This window comes from Pseudomonas sp. FW305-28, from assembly GCF_017351395.1.
Taxonomy (GTDB): Bacteria; Pseudomonadota; Gammaproteobacteria; order Pseudomonadales; family Pseudomonadaceae; genus Aquipseudomonas; species Aquipseudomonas fluorescens_AA.
Genome location: NZ_JACNDD010000184.1, coordinates 1 through 11,969 on the forward strand (window position 1 = coordinate 1; position 11,969 = coordinate 11,969).

Sequence of the window (11,969 nt, forward strand, 5' to 3'; positions counted from 1 at the left end):
AGCTTGCTCGCGATGACGTCGGCATATTCAGCATCGAGGCCAGCTGATCCACCGCTATCGCGAGCAAGCTCGCTCCCACAGGGGGGCGGTGCCAGTCGATAAACTGAGGTTCACCCCCGATCCAATGTGGGAGCGAGCTCGCTCGCGAAGACGTCGGCACATCCAGCATCGAGGCCAGCTGATCCACCGCCATCGCGAGCAAGCTCGCTCCCACAAGGGGGCTGTGTCAGTTGAGGAATCCAGGTTCATCACCGAGCCGGCGTGCGACCTGGCCTCAGCCCAAATCCCCAGCCCCATGCCGCTCCGGCACCTGGCTCGCCTCATCCCCCCACGTGCGGTTGACCCGCTGTCCGCGCAGGACGGCGGGGCGCTTGGCAATGTCTTCTGCCCAGCGCTGCACATGGGTGTATTCGTGGGCACTGAGGAATTCGGCGGCGCCGTATACGTTGTTGCGCACCAGTTGGCCATACCAGGGCCAGACCGCGATGTCGGCGATGGTGTAGTCGTTGCCTGCCAGGTATTGGCTTTCGCCGAGGCGGCGGTCCAGGACGTCGAGTTGACGCTTGGCTTCCATGGTGAAGCGATTGATCGGGTATTCGAGTTTCTCCGGCGCATACGCGTAGAAATGCCCGAAGCCACCGCCCAGGTACGGGGCAGAGCCCATCTGCCAGAACAGCCAGTTCAGTGTTTCGGTGCGGCCCGCCGGATCGGTGGGCAGGAAGGCGCCGAATTTTTCCGCCAGGTAAAGCAGAATCGAGCCGGATTCGAAGACCCGAATGGCGGGCTCCACGCTGCGGTCCAGCAGGGCCGGGATCTTGGAGTTGGGGTTGATCTCGACGAAGCCGCTGGAGAACTGGTCGCCCTCGTTGATGCGGATCAGCCAGGCATCGTATTCCGCGCCCGTATGACCCAGCGCCAGCAGTTCCTCCAGCAGGATGGTCACCTTCACGCCGTTGGGCGTGGCCAGGGAATAGAGCTGCAGCGGATGCTTGCCAACCGGCAAGGTTTTGTCATGGGTCGGCCCGGCGATGGGGCGGTTGATGCTGGCGAACTGGCCGCCAGACGGGGCGTCATTTTTCCAGACCTTGGGCGGAACGTAGGACGCTTTACTCATCGGGACATACCTCATCGTTGCTTGCGGTGTGATCCCCCAGAGTCTACCGCTGTTCGTTCATGATGCGTGCGACTTCACCGGAAGCCTTGAGTTCTTCGAATGCGCGCTGGGCCTTGGCGACGACTTCATCCGGTGTGCTCAGGCTGAAGGCCAGGTGGACCCTGTGGGGTTGTTCGTCGAGGGTATAGACCTCTTCCAGCGAAGCGAAATCCACTTGGGCATCCTGGCTCATCAGGCGCGCAGTGTTCTCCGGCATTGGCAGCAATTGGATCTGGCGATTGAGCAGTTTCTGAAAGTTGTCGTGGTTGTTGGCCGAGATGACCAGCCGGGTGAACCCACGCTGCTGCAGGTAAATCTGCTTGGCGTCGTTTCGCACCACGCCGATGCTGTACTGCTTGGCCTCCTCGAGGCTGCTGACGGTGATGTCGCGGTTATCGCGCAGTTTATAGAGCCGGCTCGCCACCCGATGTATTTCACCCACCCATTTGAACAACGTCTCGCGGGCCGGGGTGCGGTCCAGCGGGAAGATCAGTACGTTGGGCTCGTGCAGCGCTTTTTCGTAGGCCCGGGCCCACGGGTACAGCGACAGGCTGTAGTCGGTGAGCTGCGCGTTTCTCAGTGTTTCCTCGGCAATGCGAATGCCCGGCCCGACGACCTTGTCGTCACGCTGATAGGCGTACAGCGAGTCTTCGGTAACGACTTCGATTGTGTCGGCGTGGCTTGCCAGGCTGATCGAGGCGAGTAGCAGGCATGAGCAGAGTGTCAGGCGAATGTGCATATGCAGACCTCATGGCGCGCGGTGGTCGTTACAGGGCAACGCGGTCGCGTCCCTGGTGTTTGGCCCGGTACAGCGCCTGGTCGGCGCGTTGCAGCACTTGATCGAAATGGTCCATGGTCTCCGGGTCCAGCTCGGCAACGCCGATGCTCACGGTGACGAAAGGCGAGACCTTGGAACCGCTGTGGGGCAGCTCGCGTTCCGCCAGGCTGGTGCGAAAGCGTTGAGCCGCTTGGCAGGCCTGTGCGGCGTCGATATTGGGCAGGACCACGACGAACTCTTCGCCGCCTACGCGGGCGGTCAGTTCGCCGGAGCGGCCGAACACGCTGCGCAGGGTCTCTGCGATCTCTTTCAGGCACAGGTCGCCCTGCATGTGGCCGTAGGTGTCGTTGTAGATCTTGAAGAAATCGACATCGCACATGAGCACGGCCAGCGGGGTGTTGTGGCGGATTGCCCGGCGAAACTCGATTTCCTTCAATTCGTCGAAGTAGCGACGATTGGCCAGGCCCGTCAAGGCATCGTGACGGGACAGCGCTTCGAGCGATTGGTTGGCCGCTTTCAGTTCCGCAGTGCGTGCCTCCACCAGTTCGGCCATTTGATCGCGGCTGGCGGCCAGGGCCAGTTCGTCCGAATGCTGGCGTTCGAGGTGGGCGTACAGATTGTCCTGGAGTTCGTTGACCTGGAATTCCAGCAGGCCCAGTTCGTCCTGGCGATTCACCGCCCGTTGCAGCTTGAGGTGATGCTTGAGGGTATGCGGCGCGAGTCCGCCCAGGTGACGGGCGATATGCACCACATGCACGGTCACCAGGCGATTGAACATGGTCATGACCAACCCGGCCAGCAGCAGGGACTGGATGAGCTGGGTGATGACGATGCTGCGTGCTTCGCTCCAGAGACGCTCCCACAGCAGGTTATTATCGCCTTCGATGGTCAGCTCACCGACTTTCTCATGGGCCCCGGCGTAGGGCTCGGCGATGAGCTGGCGATGCAGCACCGGCACCACACCCGATTGATCGACGGCGTATCGATTGAGTTCGATGACTTCCGGCGCTTGCCCGGGGCGCAGGATGTTCAACACCACGCGGCCCACGGGGGCTGCCGCGGCAACGCTGGTGATTTGCTGGTCCAGGGATTCACGGTCCAGTTCCCAAATGGCGTAGGCCAAGGTGTTCTGGAACACCTGATCGATCAGGGCCAGCTCCGAATTCATTTCCGCCAGGTTGTTTTCCCAGGCCAGCCAGGTGCGCCAGGTGACCATCGCCAGGGTAAAGAACAGGCAGAACAACAGCGTTGCCAGTACCAGGCGCCGTCCCAGGGAGCTGAACGCCTTGGTCGGTGGTGGCTGGGACGATGCCGTGCGGAAAGGGGCCCCCATGTCATAACCATTTGCGCAGGATGGCGTCGTAGACCCCATTGCGACGGATGGTCTCAAGGCCGGCGCGGAATTTTTCCACCGTTTCGGCCGGCGTCTTGCGGCTGAACGCCATGCTCAGGCCGTCCGGGCTGCTCAGTTCGGGAAGCGCCAGCGAGCGGATCAGCACCTTGTTCGGGTCTTCGCCATTCTGGCGAGTCAGGTACAGCGCGTTGAGCTCGTTGGAAATCCACAGCTCCACGTGATCGACCTTGAGCTTGCGGTAGTTGTGTTCGTACTTGGTGCTCGACTGCAATTCCTCGCCGATGCGGAAACCCTTCGAGACCAGGTATTGCTCGCCCACGTCCTGATTGACCGTGGCGATCTGGTGACCATGGGCGTCGGCCAGCGAGTCGAGTTTTACCGGCCGGTCCGCCAGTGAGTAGATGTACCACTGTGTCGGGCCAATGGTGCCCACCCACTGGAAAAGCGATTCGCGTGCAGGCGTACGGACGATCGAATAGATCAACACATTGCTTTCGTTGAGCGCCAGTTCGTAGGCCCGGGCCCAGGGCATGGGCTGGATAGGCGCGTCCATGCCGACTTCCTTGAGCACGGCCTGGACCACTTCGGTGCTCATGCCGGTCACGCGTCCGTTCTGCGTCATGTTGTAGGGCGGCAGCTCCTCCGTCACGATGCGCAGGGAGGGCTCTGCCGCGCAAGCGCTTGCAGCGAGGAACATCAGGACGCCCCACATCAGCAGGCGATTCAGCGGCAAACCCATTGATCATTACCCTATGCAACTGGCAGAGCCCGGCGAGGCCTGGGGCTATTATTGATAGGGTTATCGGCTGGGCTGGCGCCTGCTTGAATCCGGCCTGTCGAAACCGACAGCCCAGCCGACGGATCAACCGTTCAACAACGTCATCGTCTGCGCCTGGTATCGGTCGCCCGCCACCACACCTTCGCCTGCGAAAATCCCATCCAGATGGGCCAGTTCATCAGCGCCCAACACCACTGAAGCCGCCGCCACATTGCTCTCCAGGTACTTGCGCTGCTTGGTGCCCGGGATCGGGATGACGTGGTCACCCTGGGCCAATACCCAACCCAGGGCCAGTTGCGAGGCGCTGATGCCCTTGTCCGCGGCCAAGGCCTTGACCCGTTCGACCAGCGCCAGGTTGCGCTTGAAGTTGTCGGCCTGGAAGCGTGGGTTGAAGCGGCGATAGTCATCGGCGGCAAAATCCTCCGGTGATTTCAGCTCGCCGGTCAGAAAGCCCCGGCCCAAGGGACTGTAGGCGACGAACGCAATGCCCAGGCGCTTGCAGGTATCGAGCACGCCATTGTGTTCAGGCTCGCGGGACCACAACGAGTATTCGCTTTGCACCGCCGCCAGTGGATGCACGGCGTGGGCCCGTTGGATGGTCTCGGCGCTGGCCTCCGAGATGCCGATATGGCGGACTTTACCGGCCTGGACCAGCTCGGCCATGGCGCCGATGGTTTCCTCGACGGGCACTTCAGGGTCGATGCGGTGCTGGTAGTAGAGGTCGAGGTAGTCGGTGGCGAGGCGCTTGAGGCTGCCTTCGACCGATTGCCGGACGTATTCGGGGCGGCCGTTGACGCCGCGGGCATGGGGATCGCTGCTGCGTACCAGGCCGAACTTGCTCGCCAGGTACAGGCGTTCACGCTTGCCTCGCAAGGCGCGTCCGAGCAGCTCTTCATTGGTATGCGGCCCGTACATGTCGGCGGTGTCGAACAGTGTCACGCCCAATTCCAGGGCGCGGTGGAGCGTGGCAATCGCTTCTCCCTCGTCCACGCCCGTGGTGTAGAAGTCCGACATGCCCATGCAGCCCAGGCCGATGGAGGAAACGTAAGGGCCGCGATGGCCGAGTTGGCGGGTCTTCATGCTGATAGCTCCTGGAAATGAACGACCTGTGCAGTCTCCAGCAAGGGCTTTCCTGGATAAATCCACGATTATTGGTTTAACTATTCGGGATATCTAAATAATGAGGCGCGACAGTGGACCGATTACAGGCCATGCAAGTGTTCCGGCGTATCGTCGAGCTGGGCGGTTTTGGCAAGGCGGCCGATGACCTTGGGTTACCCCGTGCCACCGTCAGCCTATTGATCCAGCAGTTGGAAGCTCACCTCGGTGTGCAGTTGCTACAGCGCACCACCCGCCAGGTGCGCGCGACACTGGACGGCGAAGCGTATTACCAGCGCTGCGGCCAGTTGCTGGACGACCTCGATGACCTGGAAAGTTCGCTATCGGTGCAACGGAGCCAGCCGCGCGGCACCTTGAAGGTGGACATGCCCATTGCCTTTGGTTGCACCTGGATCCTGCCGCGCCTGCCGGATTTCTATCGCCGCTACCCGGCGTTGCAACTGGACATGGGCTTGCATGACCACCAGGTCCATCTGCAGCGCGAGGGCGTGGATTGTGCAATCCGCGCCGGCACTGTCCTTGATCAAGGGTTGGTCGCGCGCCCCATCGTGCGGCTGCATCAGCTGACCTGCGCCAGCCCCGACTACCTCGCTCGCGCCGGCACGCCTCGCCGGTTGGAGGATTTGCCGGCGCACCAGGCCATCGGCTTTGCCTCTGGCAATGGACGGTTCTTCCCGTTCGAATTCGAAGTGGCGGGGCGGGGGCGCGAAATGCAATTGCCGAGTGAGTTGACCGTCAATAACGCCGACGCTTATGTAACGGCCTGTGAAGCGGGATTCGGCTTGATCCAGGTGCCGCGTTACCACGTGCAACGGCAGTTGGCCGAGGGCGGCCTGGTCGAAGTATTGAGCGAGTACGGCGTGCCGACGTGGCCGATCTCAGCGGTGTACCCGCCGCACCGACAGCTGTCACCCAGGGTTCGGGTGTTTATCGATTGGTTGGTTGAGTTGTTGCAGGGGGAGGCGGATGCGCAGGGCGAGTTGATGATGAGGGCTTAAAACCGCTCGTCAGTGCTGTCAACTCTGACAGTAGTGACTCGAAAACACTTTCCCTATACCTGTAGTCCCATCCTTTCCTTCAGGAGCAGCGGGTATGACTACGCAAAAAGCAGCAAAAGCGGCGGGTGATCTTGACCCAAGCTTTGGTGACGAGGGAAAAGTAGTGTTCACTCTTGCCCAAGGCAGTTTTTTAGGAACATCACAGTTACTCAGCGACGGAAAAATATTATCGGCTGGCGCCAATGCCGATGACGTCGTTTTGGTGCGACATTTGAGTAATGGCGATATGGATGATTCTTTTGGTGACCATGGAATCACACGTCTCAATATTTTTCCCGGCGTCCAGGTAGGGCAGGTCGGCTTAACCGTCCAACCCAATGATCACGCGTTTATATTTGGCAATGTCGGGGAACAATTTGAAGAGATACTTTATCTTCTCAAAATCTTGCCTGACGGAAAACTGGACACCACCTTTGGCAAGGAAGGGCGCGTGATTATTGATTTGCCGATTGGCGAAGATATTGCTCATCTTCTAGCGATCCAGCCCGACGGAAAAATCGTCCTCGTCGCAAGGGTTGTGAGGGGGTATGAGAACTATGATGAAGTTCTCCTTCGACTTGACAGCAAAGGGGAACTTGACCCGACTTTCGGTGAAACCGGCATGGTGTTTGTTGGGAAGGTTTACTTCTCATCACTGATCATACTCCCGGATGGCCGCCTGCTTTTCGCCGGGGCAAAAAATGGGGCCTTGTTGTTTGCACGCTACCTGAGTGATGGACGACCAGATCGTTCTTTTGGTGAGGAAGGCGTTGTTACGATTGAAGTAAAAAACAGCCAACTCGCGCAAATTTTTGCCGCCGAGCGGCAGCAGGATGGAAAAATCGTGGCCGTGGGTTTTGCGGATATTGAGTCAAAGGGGTTCCATACGCTGACAACGCGAATCAATCCTGACGGAAGTCTGGACGAGACTTTTAATCACGGAGCACCTGCTGTTATTAGTTTTCATGGTTACGAAGCTCAGAATCACGCTGTGGCTATTCAACAGGACAATAAAATCATTGCAGCGGGAGGCTCCTTGGGGACCGCAGCAACCTCCAATTTCACGTTGATGCGGTTCCTCCCCAATGGCGCGCCAGATCCCGAGTTTGGATTGCACGGTCGAGTCATGACGGACCTGGGTGGTTTGGATACGGCAAGGCGTATCTCTTTGCAAACCGACGGCAAGATAGTGGTGTCCGGGTGGGTTTTGGGCTTGCCCAGAACAGGCGTGGGGATAGTGCGTTATCTCAGCCAATGAGACAGCACCTGTGATCACCCGTTGACCCATCGCTCGGCACGAAAGAACGACCTGTGGGAGCGAGCTTGCTCGCGATGACGGCGACCCAGCCGACATTGATGCTAACTGACCTGACCCTATCGCGAGCAAGCTCGCTCCCACAGGGTTACATGCTCAGCCAAACATACTGTCTCTTCTAGTCAGGACTCGCCGCAATCAACGCAAGGTGTAGCCGCTGTCCACCACCCAGTCCTGACCATACACGCCCCGTGCACCCTGGCCCAATTGGAACAGGATGACATCTGCCACGGCTCCAGGTTCGAGGAATTGCCCACCCAGCAATCGTTGCTTGACCGTGCTCGCCACCGAGCCCAGAGCCTCTGCATCGAGGCCCAGGGTGCCCCAGATCGGTGTGGCGGTAGGCCCCGGCGAAACCATGTTGAGGCGAACGCCAAGGGGGGCCAGTTCAACGGCCAGGGTGCGCATCTGCGCGCGCAAGGCCGCTTTCGATGCAATGTACGCGGCCAACCCCGGGAAGCTGACCTGTTCGAGGAACGTGCCGATGAACACCACGGACGCCTCGGCTGCCAGGTGCTCGCGCAGGCTGCTCAGGGTATTGAGGGCGCCCGCGCCATTGACGGCCCATTGCCTGTCGAAAGCGGCCAGGTCCAGGCCGTCGGCCAGTTGCGCGATTCCCGCATTGGGTACCAGGCAATCCACAGGGCCGATGGAGGCGGTCAGTTGTGCCAGCCTGGCCTGGTCGGTCGCCTGTGTCACGTCGCCGGGCAGCCAGGACAGCCTGTCGCCAAACCGCTCGACCAGTTCGCCGAGGCCACCGATCTGTCGCGACATCGCGATCACGTTGGAGCCGTGCTCCAGCAAACGTTGGGTGACGGCCAGGCCAATACCCGAACTGGCACCGGTGACTACGCTAAGACCAGGCTTGAATTCATTACTCATGTGGCTTTCTTCCTAGGTTCGCCAAAAGGGGCAGAAGACCTGATCAGAAAGTGTGCCAATTAATAATGCCTTGCCAGTCAATGGGTTGGTGTCTGTTGGGTTATTTTGACTCGGATGCGTCGTGGTCATAAAGACCTGAATCTTGGTCTTTATGACCAATTCCATATTCGTCGCTGTGCACAGCCATCAAGCCTTTACCCAACGCTGGCGACTCCAGCCGCTCAAGGTATCGACGGCGAGCACCAATAGCAGCATCGCCAGAATCACCGTGCTGCCCTGGGCCTCCTGGAACAGGCTGAGGCTGACATAGAGCATTTGTCCAAGCCCTCCGGCACCGACAAAGCCGAGCACGCTGGCCATGCGGATGTTGTTTTCCCAGCGATACAGGACGTAGGCCAGCAGTTGCGGCAGCAGGTTGGGCAGTGTCCCGTAGCAGAACGCCAATACGGCGTTGCCGCCTTGCAAACGGATGGCGTCGGCCGGTTCGGAAGGGGTATTTTCCAACGCCTCGGCGAACAGGCGCCCGAGTACGCCGGTGGTGTGCAGGGCGAGCGCCAGGGTGCCGGCATTGGGGCCGAGCCCGGCGGCCAGGACCATCAGTGCGGCCCAGACCAGCTCCGGAACCGCGCGCAAGGCGTTGAGCACCAGGCGCGACGCGCTCTGCAAAGGCCAGCCGAAGCGTCCGGCCGCGGGCAAGGCCAACAGCAGGCCGAGTACCGCCGCGAGCAGGGTGCCGAGGGCGGACATGGCCAGGGTTTCCAGGGCGCCGTGACCGATTGCTTTCAGATGGCCGGGGCTCAGGTCCGGGCTGAGAAAGCGCTGCGCATAAGCGCCCATCCGCTGCAGATTGCCGCTGTCGCCGAGCTCGCCCAGGTCGATGCCCAGGTAGGCGAACGAGGCGATGACTGCCGCGCCGATGCACAGGACCATGACCACGTTGAGCAGGCGATTCATGCCAGCCTCCAGCGCAGCAGGCGGCTGAGTTGATCGGCGAGCAGCACCAGTGCCAGGAACGTCAGCAGCAGGCTGGCGACTTCACCGCCAGCGAACATTCGCAGCGACAGGTCCATCTGCTGACCCAGCCCTCCGGCGCCGACGAAGCCCATCACCACCGAGGCGCGGATCGCACATTCCCAGCGGTACACCGTGTACGACAACAGTTCCGCCGCGACATTGGGCAGGATCCCATAGCCGAAGGCCGCCAGCCGGCTGCTGCCGGACTGCAAGAGCGCGTGGGCCGGGCGCTGGTCGACCGATTCGTAGATTTCCGCGTAGACCTTGCCCAGCATGCCGCTGTAGGTAATGGCAATCGCCAGTACCCCGGCCGTTGGGCCGAGGCCGACGGCGCGCACGAAGAGCAAGGCCCAGACGATTTCCGGCACGCTGCGCAAGAAGATCAACAAGCCGCGTACCGGCCAGCGCAGCAGTTGGCCCCGATAGCCCGGATGGCCGGCGCGGGAGGCTGCCGACAGCGACAGGGCGCGGCTGGCCAGCAGGCTCGCGGGCACCGCCAACAGCAACGCCAAGGCCATGCCGGCCGTGGCGATCGCCAGCGTCTGCAAGGTGGCCTGCCACAGCAGTTCAACGAATTCGTCGCCATGGGCGGGCGGCCAGAACGCCGCTACGAACCGGCCCATTTCGCTCTGGCTGTCGCTCGCCAGCAGCACGCCGAGGTCCAATTCGCTGAACTGGATGCCCGGCCACAGCAACACCAGGGCCAGCAGACTGAGCAGCAGGCGAGGGCGGGTGGCGGGGTCTCGGGTATCGCGTGTCAGCATCGGGGAATCTGCACGCTCAAGGACGCGGGGGGCGTTGTTGGTGAAGACTGCAGCTGTTCGTTGGCGTAGAGCGTGTCGAGCAACGGACGGTCGACCGCCTCGGTTGGCAGGTCGAACAGGATCTGCCCGTCCCGCAGGCCAATGACCCGGGAAAAGTGCGCCAAGGCCAGTTCCACCGCATGCAGGCTGGCGACCAGGGTGACGTTGTGTTCCCGGGCGTGGCGGCAAAGCACCGAAAGCGTGTGCTCGGCCAATACCGGGTCCATGGCCGAAACCGGTTCGTCGGCCAGCAACACCTCCGGCGCCTGGTACAACACCCGGGCAATGCCCACGCGTTGCAGTTGTCCGCCGGACAGCTGCTGGCATTGCGCGAACAGTTTGTCGCCCAGGTCCAACTGGGCCAATGCCGCCCTGGCGCCTGGAATATCCAACGGGTGCAACAGGTTCAACAGGCTTTTGCCGATGCCCCACTGGCCGAGCTTTCCGGCCAGGACCGCCGTCACCACACGTTGGCGCGGCGGCAGGGGCGGCGATTGGTGAATCAGGCCGATGCGCGCGCGCAGGCGTTGACGCTGGCGGGCCGACAGTTGCCAGGCGCGTTCGCCAAGCAACTGCAGCTCCCCACGTCCCGGGCGCAGGGCGGTGGCCAGCAGGTTGAGCAGGCTCGACTTGCCGGCGCCGGACGGGCCGATGATGGCGACCTGTTCGCCGGCGCCGATGTGCAAGTCCACGCCACGCAGCGCCTGGACGCCGTTGGCATGGGTAACGCTGACCTGGGTCAGTTGCAGGGTCATTTGAGCAGTTCGGCGGCGCGTGCGGCTTCCTCGATGCCCTTGTAGTTTTCAGGCTTGGTTTCGATGAAGCGACTGGCGGCTTGCAGGTCGAGGATTTCCTTGTCCTTCGGGTTGGCCGGGTCGAGGGCCAGGAAGGCCGCCTTGATCTTGGCCGCCAACGCGGGGTCGAGGGTTCCGCGCACTGTCCAGTTGTAGTCGAAGTAGGCTGGGGTAGTGGCGAAGACCTTGACCTTGGTCGTGTCGACCTTGCCGGCCGCCACCAGTTTTTCCCAGACGCTGGCGTTCAGTACCCCGGCGTCCACTTTGCCGGCCTGGACCCAGGCGACGGTGGCGTCGTGGGCGCCCGAATAGCCGACGCGGCTGAAGTAGCTCTCTGGCTTGATGCCGTCCTGAAGCATGAAATAGCGCGGCATGAGACTGCCCGATGTCGACGATACCGAACCGAAGGCGAAGGTCTTGCCCTTGAGGTCGGCCAGGGACTTGACGGTGGGGTCGGCGGTGATGAATTTGCTGGTGAACTGGGCGTCCTGTTCGCGCTGGACCAGCGGGATGGCGTTGCCGGTTTTCAGGCGCGCCTGGACGAAGGTGAAGCCCCCCAGCCAAGCCATGTCGATCCGGTCGGTGGCCAATGCCTCGACCACGGCCGGGTAGTCGCTCACGGGGACGAACTCGACCTTCATGCCGGTTTGCTGTTCCAGGTAAGCCCCCAGCGGCTTGAACTTGCGCAGCAGTTCGGTCGGGGCCTCATCGGGAATCGCGCTGACTTTCAGGGTGTCGGCGGCCTGCGCCAGCCAGCTGCAAAACGACAGGGCAACACCAGCGGCCAATGCCAGGGAAGGCTTGAGCATGGAAGATCTCCGATAGAGAAAGGCAAGGAATGTCGAAGCATCACGCCCACATGGATGGCGGTACGCCGTTCTGTGAGGGTAGACGAAGGAGAGGGATGTTAACCGTTTCTGGCGGTGAACTCACCCAATCCCC

The 11,969-nt window shown here is 61.5% G+C and carries 12 protein-coding genes; 2 read left to right on the forward strand and 10 right to left on the reverse strand.

All coding sequences use genetic code 11. The features are described 5' to 3' along the window. Window positions 1-274: 274 nt before the first annotated feature. The 5 genes from yghU to J4E53_RS27395 form a co-directional block, all read right to left on the reverse strand. Complete coding sequence (gene yghU / locus J4E53_RS27375) at window positions 275-1,114, reverse strand: glutathione-dependent disulfide-bond oxidoreductase (RefSeq protein WP_060741763.1); 840 nt, start codon at window positions 1,112-1,114, stop codon at window positions 275-277. 43 nt (window positions 1,115-1,157) lie between these two features. After that, a complete protein-coding gene (locus J4E53_RS27380) occupies window positions 1,158-1,892 on the reverse strand; it encodes an ABC transporter substrate-binding protein (RefSeq protein WP_103310942.1) in 735 nt (244 codons plus the stop codon). A gap of 28 nt (window positions 1,893-1,920) precedes the next feature. Next, window positions 1,921-3,264 carry a diguanylate cyclase gene (locus J4E53_RS27385; protein WP_060741765.1) on the reverse strand — a complete coding sequence of 448 codons (1,344 nt, stop codon included), beginning with the start codon at window positions 3,262-3,264 and terminating at the stop codon, window positions 1,921-1,923. A gap of 1 nt (window position 3,265) precedes the next feature. Continuing rightward, window positions 3,266-4,024, reverse strand: a complete 759-nt coding sequence (locus J4E53_RS27390; RefSeq protein ID WP_103310944.1) for an ABC transporter substrate-binding protein — start codon at window positions 4,022-4,024, stop codon at window positions 3,266-3,268. Window positions 4,025-4,147: 123 nt separating this feature from the next. After that, a complete protein-coding gene (locus tag J4E53_RS27395) occupies window positions 4,148-5,143 on the reverse strand; it encodes an aldo/keto reductase (protein WP_060741767.1) in 996 nt (331 codons plus the stop codon). Between the two features lie 113 nt (window positions 5,144-5,256). Between J4E53_RS27395 and J4E53_RS27400 the strand changes: the two genes are divergently transcribed. Together J4E53_RS27400 and J4E53_RS27405 are read left to right on the forward strand one after the other, a co-directional pair. Further along, window positions 5,257-6,180 (forward strand): LysR family transcriptional regulator, encoded by a 924-nt coding sequence (locus J4E53_RS27400; protein ID WP_103310946.1) that lies wholly within the window; start codon window positions 5,257-5,259, stop codon window positions 6,178-6,180. A 94-nt stretch (window positions 6,181-6,274) separates the two neighbouring features. Next, the gene (locus J4E53_RS27405; protein WP_103310948.1) at window positions 6,275-7,477 is read left to right on the forward strand and encodes a hypothetical protein; all 1,203 of its coding nucleotides are present in this window, start codon (window positions 6,275-6,277) and stop codon (window positions 7,475-7,477) included. A gap of 195 nt (window positions 7,478-7,672) precedes the next feature. Here J4E53_RS27405 and J4E53_RS27410 read toward each other — a convergent pair whose 3' ends face one another. The 5 genes from J4E53_RS27410 to J4E53_RS27430 all read right to left on the reverse strand — a co-directional run bounded on the left by J4E53_RS27410 (window position 7,673) and on the right by J4E53_RS27430 (window position 11,836). Further along, window positions 7,673-8,416 (reverse strand): SDR family NAD(P)-dependent oxidoreductase, encoded by a 744-nt coding sequence (locus J4E53_RS27410; RefSeq protein WP_103310950.1) that lies wholly within the window; start codon window positions 8,414-8,416, stop codon window positions 7,673-7,675. A gap of 186 nt (window positions 8,417-8,602) precedes the next feature. Next, a complete protein-coding gene (gene phnE, locus J4E53_RS27415) occupies window positions 8,603-9,370 on the reverse strand; it encodes a phosphonate ABC transporter, permease protein PhnE (protein WP_103310952.1) in 768 nt (255 codons plus the stop codon). Next, window positions 9,367-10,194 carry an ABC transporter permease gene (locus J4E53_RS27420; RefSeq protein ID WP_103310953.1) on the reverse strand — a complete coding sequence of 276 codons (828 nt, stop codon included), beginning with the start codon at window positions 10,192-10,194 and terminating at the stop codon, window positions 9,367-9,369. The genes phnE and J4E53_RS27420 overlap by 4 nt, the downstream gene beginning before the upstream one ends. Next, window positions 10,188-10,988 carry a phosphonate ABC transporter ATP-binding protein gene (locus J4E53_RS27425; protein ID WP_103310955.1) on the reverse strand — a complete coding sequence of 267 codons (801 nt, stop codon included), beginning with the start codon at window positions 10,986-10,988 and terminating at the stop codon, window positions 10,188-10,190. The genes J4E53_RS27420 and J4E53_RS27425 overlap by 7 nt, the downstream gene beginning before the upstream one ends. Beyond that, window positions 10,985-11,836 carry a putative selenate ABC transporter substrate-binding protein gene (locus tag J4E53_RS27430; RefSeq protein ID WP_060741774.1) on the reverse strand — a complete coding sequence of 284 codons (852 nt, stop codon included), beginning with the start codon at window positions 11,834-11,836 and terminating at the stop codon, window positions 10,985-10,987. Before J4E53_RS27430 ends, J4E53_RS27425 begins: the two co-directional genes overlap by 4 nt. Window positions 11,837-11,969 lie beyond the last annotated feature (133 nt).